This window comes from Streptomyces sp. NBC_01546 (assembly GCF_045208355.1).
GTDB lineage: Bacteria > Actinomycetota > Actinomycetes > Streptomycetales > Streptomycetaceae > Streptomyces.
The window spans coordinates 7,863,718-7,878,210 of sequence record NZ_CP109379.1 but is presented as its reverse complement, the minus strand read 5'-3'; the positions used below and the strand labels follow the sequence as shown (position 1 = coordinate 7,878,210).

At 70.1% G+C, this 14,493-nt stretch carries 14 protein-coding genes; 4 read left to right on the top strand and 10 right to left on the bottom strand.

The window, feature by feature from the left end; translation table 11 throughout:
• Position 1 precedes the first annotated feature (1 nt).
• From OHA89_RS35970 to OHA89_RS35950, 5 genes are read right to left on the bottom strand one after another with little or no spacing between them, the layout of a single operon-like run.
• Complete coding sequence (locus OHA89_RS35970) at positions 2-1,393, bottom strand: cytochrome P450 (protein ID WP_266612111.1); 1,392 nt, start codon at positions 1,391-1,393, stop codon at positions 2-4.
• Positions 1,390-2,010: an ATP/GTP-binding protein gene (locus tag OHA89_RS35965; RefSeq protein ID WP_215140379.1), complete on the bottom strand. Its 621-nt coding sequence runs from the start codon at positions 2,008-2,010 to the stop codon at positions 1,390-1,392. The genes OHA89_RS35970 and OHA89_RS35965 overlap by 4 nt, the downstream gene beginning before the upstream one ends.
• Positions 1,991-2,350 (bottom strand): DUF742 domain-containing protein, encoded by a 360-nt coding sequence (locus OHA89_RS35960; RefSeq protein WP_215140380.1) that lies wholly within the window; start codon positions 2,348-2,350, stop codon positions 1,991-1,993. The genes OHA89_RS35965 and OHA89_RS35960 overlap by 20 nt, the downstream gene beginning before the upstream one ends.
• The gene (locus OHA89_RS35955) at positions 2,347-2,754 is read right to left on the bottom strand and encodes a roadblock/LC7 domain-containing protein (protein WP_215140381.1); all 408 of its coding nucleotides are present in this window, start codon (positions 2,752-2,754) and stop codon (positions 2,347-2,349) included. Before OHA89_RS35955 ends, OHA89_RS35960 begins: the two co-directional genes overlap by 4 nt.
• Before the next feature lie 6 nt (positions 2,755-2,760).
• Positions 2,761-4,305: an ATP-binding protein gene (locus OHA89_RS35950; protein ID WP_406367975.1), complete on the bottom strand. Its 1,545-nt coding sequence runs from the start codon at positions 4,303-4,305 to the stop codon at positions 2,761-2,763.
• A gap of 368 nt (positions 4,306-4,673) precedes the next feature.
• Between OHA89_RS35950 and OHA89_RS35945 the strand changes: the two genes are divergently transcribed.
• On the top strand, positions 4,674-5,252 hold the full coding sequence (locus OHA89_RS35945; RefSeq protein ID WP_406367974.1) for a TetR/AcrR family transcriptional regulator: 579 nt from the start codon (positions 4,674-4,676) through the stop codon (positions 5,250-5,252).
• An 83-nt stretch (positions 5,253-5,335) separates the two neighbouring features.
• Positions 5,336-6,118 (top strand): oxidoreductase, encoded by a 783-nt coding sequence (locus OHA89_RS35940; protein ID WP_266612105.1) that lies wholly within the window; start codon positions 5,336-5,338, stop codon positions 6,116-6,118.
• A gap of 95 nt (positions 6,119-6,213) precedes the next feature.
• On the opposite strand, the gene OHA89_RS35935 is transcribed toward OHA89_RS35940, so the two are convergent.
• The 5 genes from OHA89_RS35935 to OHA89_RS35915 all read right to left on the bottom strand — a co-directional run bounded on the left by OHA89_RS35935 (position 6,214) and on the right by OHA89_RS35915 (position 13,055).
• Complete coding sequence (locus OHA89_RS35935; RefSeq protein WP_266612103.1) at positions 6,214-7,146, bottom strand: carbohydrate ABC transporter permease; 933 nt, start codon at positions 7,144-7,146, stop codon at positions 6,214-6,216.
• Positions 7,143-8,474 (bottom strand): ABC transporter permease subunit, encoded by a 1,332-nt coding sequence (locus OHA89_RS35930; protein ID WP_266612102.1) that lies wholly within the window; start codon positions 8,472-8,474, stop codon positions 7,143-7,145. The genes OHA89_RS35935 and OHA89_RS35930 overlap by 4 nt, the downstream gene beginning before the upstream one ends.
• A 10-nt stretch (positions 8,475-8,484) precedes the next feature.
• Positions 8,485-9,816: an ABC transporter substrate-binding protein gene (locus OHA89_RS35925; RefSeq protein ID WP_406367973.1), complete on the bottom strand. Its 1,332-nt coding sequence runs from the start codon at positions 9,814-9,816 to the stop codon at positions 8,485-8,487.
• Between the two features lie 68 nt (positions 9,817-9,884).
• Positions 9,885-11,567, bottom strand: coding sequence for a glycoside hydrolase family 13 protein (locus OHA89_RS35920; protein ID WP_266612101.1), 1,683 nt, complete (start codon positions 11,565-11,567; stop codon positions 9,885-9,887).
• Positions 11,568-11,780: 213 nt separating this feature from the next.
• Positions 11,781-13,055 carry an ABC transporter substrate-binding protein gene (locus OHA89_RS35915; RefSeq protein WP_266612099.1) on the bottom strand — a complete coding sequence of 425 codons (1,275 nt, stop codon included), beginning with the start codon at positions 13,053-13,055 and terminating at the stop codon, positions 11,781-11,783.
• A 167-nt stretch (positions 13,056-13,222) separates the two neighbouring features.
• Between OHA89_RS35915 and OHA89_RS35910 the strand changes: the two genes are divergently transcribed.
• Both OHA89_RS35910 and OHA89_RS35905 read left to right on the top strand, forming a co-directional pair.
• The gene (locus OHA89_RS35910) at positions 13,223-13,729 is read left to right on the top strand and encodes a PadR family transcriptional regulator (RefSeq protein ID WP_257558775.1); all 507 of its coding nucleotides are present in this window, start codon (positions 13,223-13,225) and stop codon (positions 13,727-13,729) included.
• The gene (locus tag OHA89_RS35905) at positions 13,726-14,493 is read left to right on the top strand and encodes an ABC transporter ATP-binding protein (protein WP_406367972.1); all 768 of its coding nucleotides are present in this window, start codon (positions 13,726-13,728) and stop codon (positions 14,491-14,493) included. Before OHA89_RS35910 ends, OHA89_RS35905 begins: the two co-directional genes overlap by 4 nt.

The following is a 14,493-nucleotide window of genomic DNA, read 5'->3' as shown; positions in this document are numbered from 1 at the left end:
CTCAGCGGCGGCCGAGCAGCCGGCGCCACCAGCTGACGCCACGCCGGCGAACGCCGACCGCGGGCGCTGCCGTCGGCTGCGGCGGGATCAGCGCGTGCGCAGAGTGCCCGGACGGCTGCTCGGGCTGGGGTTGCGGGTTCGGCACGGAACGGGGGGCGAACCGTACCGGCAGTGAAAGCAAGTGGCGTGACATGAGGGTGCCACGCCATTGGAGCTCGCTCGCGTCGACCGCCAGCTGGAGGTCGGGCAGCCGGTCCAGCAGGACTTCGATGCCCGTGTCCGCGATGGCACGCCCGATGTCCTGGCCCGGGCACTCGTGCGGTCCGCTGCTGAAGGCCAGGTGGGAGCGGTTGCCGTGGACGGAGACCTCGGGGTCCGGCCGGATCTGCGGGTCGGCGTTGCCCGCAGCCAGGCCGAGCAGGATCATGTCGCCGGCTTTCACCTGCTGGCCGCCGAGCAGGGTGTCACCGGTGGCCCAGCGCCCGATGATCGTATTGATCGGCGGGTCGTCCCACAGGACTTGCTCCAGGGCGTCGGGCAGGGTCATCTGGCCTCCGGAGAGGCTCGCCCGGAAGCGCGGGTCGGTCAGTACGGTCCGCAGCGTGTTGGCGATCAGGTTGGCGGTGGTCTCGTAGGCCGCGATCAGCACGACGCGCAGGTGCATCAGCACTTCGGTGTCGCTCAGGTTCGCGGGGTGCTCGATCAGCCAGGAGGCGAGGTCACGGGCCGGCTTGGCCTTGCGCTCCACGACCAGGTTTTCCAGCGTGTCAGTGACGTAGCGGTCGCTCTGGAGGGCCGTCTCGGTTCCCTGGAGCATGTCGCGTGCCGCGTTGACCAGCAGGGGTCCGTGTTCGTCCGGTGCACCGATGAGCTGCGTCATGACCAGCATGGGGAGCTGGTCGGAGAAGGCGGAGACCAGGTCGGCGTATCCCTCGCCCGCGATCTGGTCGACGAGCTGGTTGGCGAAGCGGGTCACGTAGCGGCGGATGCCGCGCTTGTCGAAGCGCTCCAGGGATTCCACCACGGCTGAGCGCAGCCGCTCGTGAACGGGCCCGTCGGTGAAGTTGCACACCGGCACCCAGGAGACCATGGGGCCGAGCGGGGTGTCGGCCGGTACCCGGCCCTCTCTCATGTCGCGCCAGCCCCGGGGATCGCGGGCGAAGCGCGAAGAGGTGCGCGCGACGTCCAGGTTCTCCCGGTGACCGAGGACCAGCCATGCCGGAAGGTCTCCGCTCACCAGCACCGGGGCCACCGGCCCGTACTCGGCCCGCAGCTTCTCGTACAACCCGAGGGGGTCGGCTTGAGCCTCCTCTCCGTGGAGCCGGTACAGGCCGCCCGCCGTTCCCGCCGCGTGGGCGGGGCACTCGGGCGGTGGGGTGGGGTGGGTACTCACATTGCCTCCTGGGTGGCTGCCTGGGAATGCAGGTAGCGCATGAGGGTCAGCAGGACATCGCGGGACGAGTCCCGTCGTCTGGCGTCGCAGACGAGGATCGGGACGGCGGGGGGCAGATCGAGGGCCTGGCGCAGCTCCTCCACCGGATGTTCGGGCGCGCCGGGGAAGGAGTTGACGGCCACGACGAAGGGGACGCCCCGCTCCTCGAGCCGTCCGATGACATCGAAGCTGATCTCCAGCCGACGGGTGTCGAGGAGTACGACCGCTCCGAGCGCGCCCTCGAAGAGCCCGCGCCACAGGAACCAGAATCGCTCCTGGCCCGGTGTCCCGAACAGGTACAGCACGAGTTCGTCGTTGATGCTGATGCGGCCGAAGTCCATGGCCACGGTGGTGGTGATCTTGCGGGCCACGCCCCAGGTGTCGTCGACGCCGACGCCGGCCCTGGTCATCGTTTCCTCGGTCGTCAGCGGCTTGATCTCGCTGACCGCACCGACCATCGTCGTCTTGCCCACGCCGAAACCGCCGACGATGACGACTTTCACGGCGGCCGCGGCCGTCTGCGGCAGTATGTCCGCGCGGGACGGCCCGGCGGGCGGGTCAGAGTTTCTGTAGTCCATCGATCACTGCCTCGATCAGAGCAAGGTCGGGTAGCTGCGCGGCGGGAATGGGCGGACGGACGTGCACGCGCTGTGCGGCCATCAGGTCTCCGACCAGCACCGTGACGACGCTCACGGGCAGGCCGGCGTACGCGGCGATCTCGGCCACCGAGAGCGGTGACTGGCACATCCGCAGGATGGCCGCCTGCTCGGGCTGCATCTCGGGCCGGACGGGCGCCTTGGCCACGACTAAGGTCACGAGGTCCAGATGGACAGCGGTGGAGGGTCCGCTGCGTCCGCCGGTGATGACGTAGAGCCGTTCGGGGCTGCCGTCCTCCCAGCTTGTGGGCGGCTCATTCACGCGGGCTGCCCGTCATGTCGGGGCGGGCTGCTCAGGTGCTCCCCCATTCGGGTCACCAGGTTGCGCATCTGCGCGCCCATCAGGCCCGCGTCGACACCCTCGTCGGCGAGGACCGCGAGGTAGGAGCCGTTGCCGGCGGCCATCAGGTAGAAGAACCCGCCGTCCATCTCGATCACGACCAGGCGCATTCTGCCCTCGGAGCGGGGCAGTTCCGCGGCCACCGCTCCGGCGAGGCTCTGCAGGCCCGCACAGGCGGCTGCCAGGCGGTCGGCCGTGTCGGTCTCGGCCCCGTGCTGCGCCACGCAGAGCCCGTCCGCGGACAGTACGATCACGTGCCGCGTCTGCGGCACTCCGGCGGCCAGGTCCTTGAGCATCCAGTCCATGCTGCTGCTTCGCTGAGTCATCACTGCTTACGCCCCTTTGGTCGCTGAACCCGACGCGTCCTGGGCGCCCTGCGCTTCTTGGCCGGGCTCGCCGGACAGTCCGCTGTGGAACGCCTCCAGCCACATTCCGGGGCCGCCGTCGTCCGCCGACTGCGGCCTCGCGGCGGGCTGGGCGTCGGAGGTGGTGACACGGTCCTTCCGGCGCCGCTGCGGCAGGCCGGTCGCGGTACGTTCGGTGGTCGGCACGCTGCTGACAGGCACCGGCCTGGGCGCCGGTGCCGGTGCCGGTGCTTGTGCCGGCCGGGGCACGAACACGTCGGCCGACGAGCGGTCGAGGGGGTGCTCGCGCGGTGCGGCGGCCACTGCCCTGGGCCCCGAGGAGGAGCCGATGCCGTGGGCGAGACCGGTCGCCGCGGACGCCGTGGTGATCAGGTGCTGCGGCACGATGACCACGGCGCGGACGCCTCCGTACGCGGAAGAGCGCAGGGACACCTGGAAGCCGTACGCCTGCGCCAGCCGGCCGACCACCGCCAGGCCCAGCCTCGGCGTCTCGCCCAGGTCGTTGAGGTCGATGCCGGACTGCGCCTGCGCGAGCAGCTTCTCGGCGCGTCCGCGCGCCTCGTCGCTCATGCTCAGGCCGCCGTCCTCGATCTCCACGGCGATGCCCGACTGCACCTCGACGGCGGTGAGGTGGACCCGGGTGTGCGGCGGTGAGTACCGGGTGGCGTTGTCCAGCAGCTCTGCAAGGGTGTGGATCAGCGGCTCCACGATCGGGCCGACGACGGCGACCTCGGAGACCGAGTGGAGTTCCACCCGCTGGTAGTCGATGATCCTCGACATCGCGCCGCGCATCACGCTGTACAAGGTGACGGCCCTGCTCCACTGGCGGCCGGGGCGCGCACCGCCGAGGACCGAGATGGAGTCGGCGAGCCTGCCGATCAGGGCGGTGCCGTGGTCCAGTCGCAGAAGGTCGCCGAACACGTCCGGGTTGCGGCCGTGCCGGTCCTCCATCTCGCGCATCTCGTGGGCCTGCTGATGGACGATCGCCTGCACGCGGCGGGCGACGTTCACGAAGGCCCGCTGCGCCGAGTCGCGAAGACTCTCCTCGTTGTCGACCGCGTCGATGACGTGGGCCAGCACGGCCTGCAGGGCGGCTCTGAAGCGCGGGGTCAGGGCCGCGTCGTCTCCCCAGCGGCTGCCGTGTCCGCCGCGCCCTCCCAGGGAGGTCAACACCTCTTCGGCCAGCTCGCCCTTGCGCAGTCGCTCGATGGCCTCGGGCAGCACCGCCGCGGAGAGTCGGACCGCCTCGGCTTCCTGCCGGGACAGGACATGCTGGAGAGCCACGACCTGGGCACTGCGGGCGGCGAGCGCGCGGCCGCGCCGTACCGCTTCGACGAACACCGCGGCGGTGCAAGCGGCGCCTGCGGCGATCAGGGCGGTGCCCACCGGTTCCGAGGAGGAGGCAAGCGCCCCGACCAGGCAGACGGCGGCCACGGCCGCGATCGCGGGCAGCGTCCGGCTCGTTCCCCCCTCAGCGTGGGCGGTTTCGGGTGGAATGTCTTTTTGCTCCATCGGCGTCCTCGAACTATCGGAAAACTGGGACCTTCTGATCGGTGGGCGGGAGCATAACTACGCCCAACTGCCCGCATGCGCGGTTTCGTTGGAGTTCATCGGACCGGAGGAACCGTTATGCGCCATCGATAGCGCCTGATTCCGCCACCGGCGGGAGCCCGCCCACGGTGAGCGGCGCTGTAGGGGGAGGTCAATGGCGTGTCGCCCCGTTCCCGGCGAGGAAACTCGCACTCACGTTCCGATCGGTTCCGGCCGCATCGCTCTGTTCGGAAGTGGCGTCCCGGACGGAAAAGCGCTAGGAGCACCCACGACAGACCGGGGTGACAGTTACTTGACCTCAAGGTCAAAAATACTGTTACGGTGGCACCATGGGCAGACCGAAGCAGTTCGATCCGGACGTGGCGGTGGAGCGCGCGATGGACGTGTTCTGGCGCAAGGGGTACGCAGCGACGACGCCTCAGGACCTCGTGGACGAGATCGGCATCGGCAAGGGCAGTCTGTACAACGCCTTCGGCAGCAAGCACGCGTTGTTCGAACTGGCGCTTGCACGCTACCGCGACTCACAGGCCGCGTGGCTGGCAGCACTCCTTGACCATCCCGGCTCGGCGAAGGCCCGCTTGCGCGGCGCACTGGAGGCGCTGGTCGAGCTCGACTTGGGCGACCCGGATCGACGCGGCTGCATGGCGGTCAACACCGCCGCCGAGTCGGCTTCCTCGGACGCCGAGACGGCCGACACCGTGCGCAAGATGTTCGCGCGTACGGAGAGCGCGTTCCGGGCGACCGTCGAGGAAGGCCAGCGAGCCGGCGAGATCGACGGTGATCGCGACGCGGCCGCGGTGGCCTCCTGGCTGCTCGCGACGGTCATCGGTATGCGGGTGCTGGCGAAGACCGCCGAGGATGCCACGCAGTTGAGGCGGGTCGTGGACGCGGCGATGGGGTCGTTGTAGTTCGACCCTGCCGGCCGGCGGCCCTTTTTTGTGGACTTATTTTGTACCTGTAGTTCAAAATCCGCAAGGAGAAGGAGTCTGGCATGGAGCTCAATCTCGCCGGGAAGACCGCGGTCGTCACCGGGGCCAGCCGAGGTGTCGGCCTCGCGATCACGCGGCAGCTCGTCGCCGAGGGGGTCCGCGTGGTCGGCGCGGCCCGCACGATCACCGCCGAACTGAAGGAGTCCGGTGCCCACCCGGTCGCGGTCGACCTGAGTACACCGGAAGGCGCAGAGGAGTTGGGGGCGCAGTCGCTCGCAGAACTCGGCGGCGTGGACATCCTGGTCAACAACCTGGGCGGCGGAGACACGTTCAACCTGCAAGGCTTCCTCGCGACCGACGACGCCCTGTGGGCGCAGAGCTTCGAAGTCAACCTGTTCGCCACGGTCCGGGTCACCCGCCGACTGCTGCCGAGCATCCTGGAACGCCGCGGTTCGGTGGTGAACATCTCGTCTATGACCGCGCGCCTGCCGGGCACGGGCCCGATCGAGTACGGCGCCGCGAAGGCCGGCCTCAATGCGTTCGGCAAGGCACTGTCCGAGGAGTTCGGCCCCCAGGGCGTCCGCGTGAACACGGTCTCCCCCGGCCCGACACGTACCGGCATGTGGGAGGACGACGACAGCTTCGGCGCCCGCCTCGCCGAGGCGAATGGCGTCGGGCACCGCGACTTCGTGTCCGGGGTGCCCGCGGCGATGGGCATGACCACCGGCCGCATGGCCGAACCCGACGAGGTCGCGGCTGTCGTCGCGTTCCTCGCCTCGGACCGCGCGGCAAGCATCACCGGCGCCGACTACGTCGTTGACGGCGGCGGCATCAAGACGGTGTGACGGCGCTCCGGGTGCCGGGAGCCTGCTGCCGGTGTGCCACGACGGGCTCACCGGCAGCAGGCCTGCGGTCTGGCGGAAGGCGGGGGCGGGGGCGGCTATTTCACCGAGCCCGCCATCACGCCCTGGACGAAGTGCCGCTGGAAGGCGAAGAAGACGATCAGCGGGACCACCAGGGACAGGAACGCCCCCGGCGCGAGAACTCCGATGTTGCTTCCGAACTGCCGCATCTGGGACTGCAGCGCGACCGTGAGCGGCTGGGACTCGCTGTCCGCGAAGAGCAGCGCCACGAGCATGTCGTTCCAGACCCAGAGGAACTGGAAGATCGCCAGGCTCGCGATGGCCGGACGGCCGAGCGGCAGCACGAGGCGGGAGAAGATCCGCCACTCGCTGCCGCCGTCCATCCGCGCGGCTTCCAGCATTTCGCGCGGTATCTCGGCGAAGTAGTTGCGCAGCAGGAAGATCGCGAACGGCAGCCCGTAGGCGACGTGGAAGAGGACGACGCCCGCGATCGTGCCGAACAGCCCCACCGCGCCGAAGAGTTTGGCCACGGGCAGCAGCCCGATCTGCACCGGTACCACCAGCAGTCCGACGACCACCAGGAAGATGCCGTCCCGGCCCGGGAAGTCCAGCCACGCGAAGGCGTATCCGGCGAGTGACGCGATGGCGACCACCAGGACGGTGGTGGGCACGGATATCAGGAGGGTGTTCCCGAAGGCCGCCGCGATGCCGGAGTCCTTCAGCAAGGCGGTGTAGTTGTCCAGGGACAGCTGGGACGGATCGGCCAGCGCGGTCCACCAGCCGCCGGAGGCGTTGTCCCGCTCGGAGCGCATCGAGGACAGGAACAGGCCCGCCAGGGGGGTGATCCATACGAGTGCGGCCAAGATCAGCACGCCCTGGACGGCGGAGTTGCTCAGCAGGCGCGACACCCGGCTCCCGCGCCGCGGCCTGGGCGCGGACGGGGCGGGGACGGGCCGGACCGGCGCCGCCCGCCGGGACGGTCGGCGCTCGATGGTGCTGTGGCCGCTCATGCTCCACTCCTTCGGAAACGCCGGATGTTGAAGATCATCGCCGGGACGACCAGCAGGAGGAGCACCACGCTGAGCGCGCTGCCGAGCCCCTGGTCGTTGCCGCCGCCGAAGGAGACCAGCCACATGCGGGTGGCCAGCACGTTCGCCTCTTCCTGTACGGGTCCGGGCGCGATGATGTAGACGAGGTCGAAGACCTTCATCACGTTGATCACCAGGGTCACGAAGACGACGGTGAGTACCGGTGCCAGCAGCGGCACGGTGATCTTGCGGAATATCTGGCCCTCGGTGGCACCGTCCATCCGTGCGGCCTCCAGCGCGTCGCGTGGGATGGCCGCGAGGCCGGCGCCGATCAGGACCATCGCGAAGCCGGTCCACACCCACAGGTAGGCCCCGATGATGGCCGGGGTCACCAGCGCCGGACCGAGCCAGTTCACCCCCTTGTAGGGGGCTTCGAAGTTGGCCGCGGGCAGCGAGACGGTGTAATCGCCGTCGGCCAGCCCGGTGAAGCGGAAGGACCCGTCGTCGGCTGTGGTGGCGGTCGCGGCCACCCGGCCGTCCCGTACGGCCTCGACCGTCATGCCGGGCAGCCCCTTCTCGCCCGGGTCGACCTTGCCCGGTGTGCCGGCGCCGCCGGGGGCGAAGTCGAGGTAGACGACTCCCCCGATCTCCTGTGTGCCGGGCGCCGCCGCGGCCGCGGCCTTCGCGCCGGCGGGCATCGCGTCGCCTGCCACCCCGACGAACCCGAGGCTTACCGAGCGGCCGGGACGTACGGTCTCCTCGGTGCTGTACGGGCCGCCCGCCCTACCGGTCAGGCCTTGGCCCTCTCGGGCACGGGCCGTCGGGTAGGCGGCAGCGTCGTCGAAGGTGTCGTGGACGCCGACGACAGCGGCGTTGAGCACGCCCCGGTCCGGGTCCTGTTCGTAGGCGAGCCGGAAGATGATGCCCGCGGCGAGGAACGACACAGCCATCGGCAGGAAGAGCACCAGCTTGAACGCGGTCGCCCAGCGCACCTTTTCGGTGAGTACGGCGAGGAGCAGCCCCAGTCCGGTCAGCAGGGTCGGGGCGACGACGACCCAGATGGTGCTGTTGCGGATCGCCTTGAGCGTGGCCGGGTCGTGGATGATCGCCGCGTAGTTCCCGGCTCCGACGAAGCGGTCACCGCTGGCGTCGAAGAGACTGCGGCCGAAGGAGAAGAGGACGGGGTAGACGACCAGCGCGCCGAGCAGCAGCAGGGCCGGCAGGACGAAGACGACCGCGAGGCGGCGCTTCTTTCGGTGAGCCCGGCGCCGCCCGTCGGCGGCAACGCGGGTGGTCACGGTGTCAGCCATGGGAGCCGCCTCAGTTCCCGTAGGCCTTGGCGGCCTCGGCCTCGAGCTTCGCGGCCGTGCCCTGGGGGTCCGACGGGTCGCGCAGGAAGTCCTGGAGGAGCTTCCACTCCCCCGCGCCCTTGGTGCCGCCGAACGCGGCCGGGGCCTGGTCCGACATGTCGAAGCGGATCGAGTCGCCCGCCGCGATGAGCGACTCGGCGGTGCTGCGGGTGACGGGGTCGCCGTACGCGGCCATGTCGACCCGGATGCTCGGGGACAGGAAGCCGCCCGCGCCGGCCCAGATCTCGGCCGCCTCGGGCCCGGCCAGGTACTCGACGAGCTTCATGCCGGCCTTGCTGTTCTTCCCCTGCTTGAGGACGACGGCCGCGTCACCACCGCTGACGACGGGCGCCTTGCCGCCGTCCACTGCGGGGAACGGAAGGAACTTGGCGTCCTTGCCGGGCTGCTTGCCGAACTGGTCCTTGGCGACCCCGCCGACGAAGTCTCCCTCGTAGACCATGGCCGCCTTGGGCTCGGCGCCGAAGACCTGCTCGACCGACTTCGGGAAGTCGGTGCCCAGCGCGGTCTGGGCGCCGCCTGCGACGAGCCGGTTGTCCTTGAAGAGTTCCCCGAGGGTGGTCAGGGCTTTGACGACGCTGTCGTCGGTCCACTTGAGCTTGTGCTGGGCGAGCTGGTCGTACTTCTCCGGCCCGGCCTGGGAGAGGTAGATGTTCTCGAACCAGTCGGTGAGGGTCCAGCCGTCCTCGCCGGCTATGGCGAAGGCCGGGCGGCCGGAGTCGGCGAGGGTGTGGCCGGCCTTCAGCAGGTCGGCGTAGCTCTTGGGCTCGCTGACGCCGGCCTGGGTGAAGGTCTCCGGGGCGTACCAGATGGTGGACTTGTGGGCGGCCTTGACGTAGAGGCCGTAGTACGTGCCGCCGACGGTGCCGTAGTTCTTCCACACCGGGGCGAGCGTGGAGTCGGCCGTCTTGGCGGCCTGGTCGGACAGCGGCTGGAGCCAGCCCTCCTTGGCGAACTGCTGGAGCACGCCCACCTGGGGGACCATCACCACGTCGGGCGCGTTGCCGCCCTCGATCTTGCTTCCGACGAAGGTGGAGACGTTGTCGCCGGAGGGGACGAAGGCAGTCGTGGCGCCGGTCTTCTTGGTGAAGGCGTCGAGGACCTTCTTGAAGTTCTTCTGCTCGGTGCCGGTCCAGACGCCTGCCACGGTCACGGTCTGACCGGCCAGTTCACCGCCGCTCGCGGGTCCGGTGGTGCCGCCGCAGGCAGTGGCACCGAGGGTGAGAGCCAGGGCCGCCGTGGCGGAGGCCGCGGTCCGTCGGGTCGTCTTGCTGGTTCGTCGCATGATGAGGTCCTTTTCGAGGAAGTCCGGGGCTGCGGGGTGGGAGGGGCCTGGGGCGGAGCTACTCGGGGTCACGGGGCAGGGCACTCGCCCGTCCACCAGGCGGCGGTTGCCGCGGGAAGCACACCGTCGGGGCAGGGTCCGCTGGCGAGCAGCGGAGTCCCGGGGACCGGGGCCGGCACCGGCTCCGTGCCGAAGTTCACCGCGCAGATCAGGCCCTCGCCGCGGACGATCGCCAGCACCTGCGCAGGCGCGTCCAGCCAGCGGAGGGTGCCGTCGCCGAGCTGCGGCAGGGTGCGCCGCAGCTGGAGTCCGTCGCGGTAGAGGTGCCAGAAGGAGCGGGTGTCCGCCAGGGCGCGGTCGGTGGCGTGCTCGGCGAACCACTCGGGCTGCGGCAGCCACGGCTTGGCGTCGGCCGCTTCCTGGCTGAAGCCGAACGGGGAAGCGTGCCCGGACCAGGGCAGGGGCACGCGGCAGCCGTCCCGGACGTGCTTGCGACTGCCCGTGCGGTGGAAGATCGGGTCGGTGAGGACCTCGTCAGGCAGGTCGAGGACCTCGGGGAGGCCGAGCTCCTCACCCTGGTAGACGTAGGCGGCGCCGGGCAGGGCGAGCATCAGGAGGGCTGCGGCGCGGGCGCGGGCGGCTCCCAGTCCACTGCCTTCCACCCCTGGCTCGCCCGCGTAACGGGTGACCGTGCGGACCTGGTCGTGGTTGTTGAGCACCCAGGTGACGGTGGAGCCGGTGCCTGCGATGTCGCGCATCGCCTCGGTGATCGTCGCACGGAAGGCATCCGCGTCCCAGGGTGCGCTGAGCAGGTCGAAGAAGAACGCCTGGTGCAGTTCGTCGGGGCGGACGTACTCGGCGTGCTGGCGGGCGGTCGGCACGGACACCTCGCCGACCAGCAGCCGCTCGTGGCCGTCGCGGGCGGTGTACTCCTCACACACCGAGCGCCAGCGGCGCCACACGTCGTGGACCTCGGGCTGGTTCCAGGCCAGCTGGTTGACGGCGTCGCGGGCCCGTTCGTCGGCTCCGGGGTCGTCCGAGTCGGGCAGCTCGGGGTGCTTGAACAACCCGGCGGCGACGTCGATGCGGAACCCGTCGACACCCCGGTCCAACCAGAAGCGAAGCACCCGCTCGAAGTCATCGCCCACGGCCGGGTCGCGCCAGTTCAGGTCGGGCTGCTCGGGCGTGAAGAGGTGCAGGTACCACTCTCCGGGGGTGCCGTCGGGCTCGGTCGTCCGGCTCCAGGCGGGCCCGCCGAACATGGCGTGCCAGTTGTTGGGCGGCTGCGCCCCGTCCGGGCCGCGGCCGGGCGCGAAGTGGAAGCGGGAGCGCGGTGCGCTGCCCGGTGCGGCCGTGAGCGCTTCGCGGAACCAGGGGTGCTCGCTGGAGCAGTGGTTGGGGACGATGTCGAGCAGCAGCTTGAGCCCGAGCCGGCGGGCGTCGGACACCAGCCGGTCGAACTCGGCGAGGTCGCCGTAGACGGGGTCGACACCGCAGTAGTCGGCGACGTCGTAGCCGTGGTCGTGCTGCGGCGACGGGTAGAAGGGGCTGAGCCAGATGCCGTCGACACCGAGCTTCCGCAGGTAGGGAAGCCCGGCCCGTACGCCGGCCAGGTCGCCGACGCCGTCCCCGGTGCTGTCGAGGAAGCTGCGGACGTAGACCTGGTAGATCACCGCGTCGCGCCACCAGGAGTCCGGTGCGGTGGCGGTGCGGGAGGGGTGGCCGGTGCCGGCCGGAAGGGTGCTGAGCATCTCGCGTCGACCTGTTTCTGCTGAATGCGAGAGCGCCCTGGATCAGGTGCGCTGTTATGCATGCATGTTAAGTAGCAGCGACGGGAAGGTGTCAACGATGTGTCCAGAAACAACTAAAAGTTGGGGTGGTTTGTGCTGAATATCCGCATGCACGACTGAGGGCCTCTACTTAACATGTAAGTAGAGGCCCTCAGAGGAGACGGAGAAGTGCGATCAGCCCTTGCGGGAGATGGCCCCGAGTTCGCGCGCAAGCCGCGCCACTGCCTGCTCGGGTGTCTGGCGCAGCGCCATCACGTCCTGCGCCACCGCCTGCACGGCGAGGCTCACCTGGTCGTAGCGCGGACTCTTCGGCCGCGGTACCGCCGACAGCACGCTCTGCCGGAGCGTGGGCAGGTACGGATGCGCCCGGATCAGCTCGGGGTCCTCGTACAGCGCGGCGCGCACCGGCGGCAGCGAGCCCTCGGTGAGCACCTGCCGCTGGACCCGTTCACTGGTCAGGTAGGAGATCAGATCGGCCGCCGACGCCTGGTGGCGCGAGTTGCTGCCGACGGCGAGGTTGGAGCCACCCAGCACGCTCGTGCCGGGCCCGTCGCGTCCGGGCAGCGGCACGGCGCCGAACCTGCCCGCGATCTTCGACCCGTCCGCGCTCGCGTCCGCGTACACGTACGGCCAGTTCCGGAGGAAGAGCAGCCGGCCGTCCTGGAACGCCTGCCGGGACTCCTCCTCCTTGTAGCCGAGCGCGTCACGGGAGATCCAGCCGTCCCGCACGCCGTCCGCGAGGAACCGCAGTCCGGCGCGCGCGGCCTCGGAGTCCACGGTCACCCGGGCGCCGTCGTCGCGCAGGATCGAACCGCCCGCCGAGTGCACGGCCTCGGTGACGTTGACGGTGAGCCCTTCGTACGGCAGGAACTGGCCGGCATAGCCGTCCAGTCCGTACTTCGGGGCGATCGTGCGGGCCTGTCGGGCCAGTTCGGCCCAGGTACGCGGCGGTTCCTCGCCCTCCCGGTCGAGGATGTCCTTGCGGTAGTAGAGCAGTCCCGCGTTCGTGACGTACGGGACCGCGTACAGCCGGCCGTCGAAGGTCGCGGTGTCGACGACCGGCTGCAGGAAGGTGTCCAGCGGAAAGCGGTCACGCTCGAGCGGGGAGATCCATCCGGCAGCCGCGAACTCGGACGTCCAGGCCACGTCGATGTTCAGCACGTCGAACCGGCCACGGCCCGATCGCAGCTCGCTGATCATCTGGGCCCTCGTCTCGTCGGCCGAGTCGGGCAGTTCGACGAGCGTGACGCGCTCGTCGGGGTGGCCGTCGTTCCAGTCCTCGAGCAACGGGGAGAGGTAGCCGGTCAGATCGCCCGCCGTCACGAGTGTCAGGGGGCCGCGGCCGTCGGAGGCCACCCCCGCGTCGGCGCGGACGCCGAAACCGGCGTAGCCCGCCAGCACCACCGCCGCGACCAGGAGAGCTCTACCCGCGGCACGCATCCACCGCATAGATTCCTCCCAGTGCACGATCCGGCTGCGCCGCCGACCATCGCGGCCTATATATACCCGTTAGGCATGGGCGATACTAGACGTCCAGGCAGACGAGCCGGACGCGGATGCCATCCGGTCCGGTGTCGAGTGAACCGTTGGCTACGGAGCGGGAAGGAGGGGAGCCAGTGCGGCTGGCGCTCCTTGCGCTCCTCACCCGTAGCCCTGCGCACGGTTACGAGCTGAAGCAGGACCTTGAGAAGCTCCTGGGCTCCGCGTACCCTCAGCCCAACGTCGGCCAGATCTACGTCACCCTCGGCCGGCTGGAGAAGAGCGGCCTGATCGAGGGCGAGGACGTCGAGCAGTCGGGCCGGCCCAACAAGCGCACGTACAGGCTGACGGACGCCGGGCGCGAGGCCGTGCTGGCCTGGTTCGAGGACACCGCGGAGGAGCCCCGGGTACGGGACGAGTTCTTCATGAAGCTCGCACTCGCACCGCGGTCGGGTCTGGCCGACCCTGTCGCACTGATCAACAAGCAGCGGCGGCAATACCTCAACACCATGCGGGACCTGTCCAAGCTGGCAGCAGCGGAAGACCGCGACAACAAGATCTCCCAACTGCTGATCGAAGGCGCCATGCTGCACCTGCAGGCCGACCTCGACTGGCTGGAACGCTGTCAGGAGGAGCTGGAATGAGCAACGACGCCACCACCGCTCCTGCCGTGCCCATCGTGCGCGCCGAGGGCCTGACCAAGACGCACAACGGCGAGGGCGTTCCGGTGCACGCCGTGCGCGGGGTGGACCTGTCCGTCCAGCCGGGCGAGTTCGTCGCGATCACCGGGCCGTCGGGAGCCGGGAAGTCCACGCTGCTCCATCTCATCGGCGGCCTCCAGCAGCCCGACAGCGGGAAGTTGTGGCTCGGCGGAGAGCGGGTCGACGAGTACAGCGAGGCCCGCTGGGCCGTCCTCAGGCGCCGCAGCATCGGCGTCGTCTTCCAGTTCTTCAACCTTGTCTCCAACCTGACCGTCGCCGACAACGTCGAACTGCCCGCCCTGCTCACCGGCGCCTCCCCGAAGGCCGCCCGCGAATCCCGCGCCGAACTGCTCGCCGAACTCGGCCTCGAAGGCCGGGAGCGGTCGATGCCCGGCGAACTGTCCGGCGGCGAACAGCAGCGGGTGGCGCTCGCCCGCGCGCTGGTCAACCATCCCGCACTGCTGCTCGCCGACGAACCGGCCGGCAGCCTCGACAGCAAGGGCACCCGCGAGGTGCTGCGGCTGCTCTCCCGGTTCCACCAGCGCGGCCAGACGATCATGATGGTCACCCATGACGCCCGGATGGCCAGTGCCGCCGACCGCGTCATCAGCTTCTTCGACGGGCGCATAGCCGACGACGCGCAGCTCGGCGACGGGCGCCGCTCGCCGGCCGGCGGCGTCCGCGGCGTACTCGAACTGAAGGAGTGA

What these genes read in the sequence shown, in the direction of transcription:
- OHA89_RS35965 (WP_215140379.1), bottom strand. Translation starts at nt 2,010, where the DNA reads ATGGACTACAGAAACTCTGACCCGCCCGCCGGGCCGTCCCGCGCGGAC.
- OHA89_RS35955 (WP_215140381.1), bottom strand. Translation starts at nt 2,754, where the DNA reads ATGACTCAGCGAAGCAGCAGCATGGACTGGATGCTCAAGGACCTGGCC.
- OHA89_RS35950 (WP_406367975.1), bottom strand. Translation starts at nt 4,305, where the DNA reads ATGGAGCAAAAAGACATTCCACCCGAAACCGCCCACGCTGAGGGGGGA.
- OHA89_RS35945 (WP_406367974.1), top strand. Translation starts at nt 4,674, where the DNA reads ATGGGCAGACCGAAGCAGTTCGATCCGGACGTGGCGGTGGAGCGCGCG.
- OHA89_RS35940 (WP_266612105.1), top strand. Translation starts at nt 5,336, where the DNA reads ATGGAGCTCAATCTCGCCGGGAAGACCGCGGTCGTCACCGGGGCCAGC.
- OHA89_RS35935 (WP_266612103.1), bottom strand. Translation starts at nt 7,146, where the DNA reads ATGAGCGGCCACAGCACCATCGAGCGCCGACCGTCCCGGCGGGCGGCG.
- OHA89_RS35930 (WP_266612102.1), bottom strand. Translation starts at nt 8,474, where the DNA reads ATGGCTGACACCGTGACCACCCGCGTTGCCGCCGACGGGCGGCGCCGG.
- OHA89_RS35925 (WP_406367973.1), bottom strand. Translation starts at nt 9,816, where the DNA reads ATGCGACGAACCAGCAAGACGACCCGACGGACCGCGGCCTCCGCCACG.
- OHA89_RS35920 (WP_266612101.1), bottom strand. Translation starts at nt 11,567, where the DNA reads ATGCTCAGCACCCTTCCGGCCGGCACCGGCCACCCCTCCCGCACCGCC.
- OHA89_RS35915 (WP_266612099.1), bottom strand. Translation starts at nt 13,055, where the DNA reads ATGCGGTGGATGCGTGCCGCGGGTAGAGCTCTCCTGGTCGCGGCGGTG.
- OHA89_RS35905 (WP_406367972.1), top strand. Translation starts at nt 13,726, where the DNA reads ATGAGCAACGACGCCACCACCGCTCCTGCCGTGCCCATCGTGCGCGCC.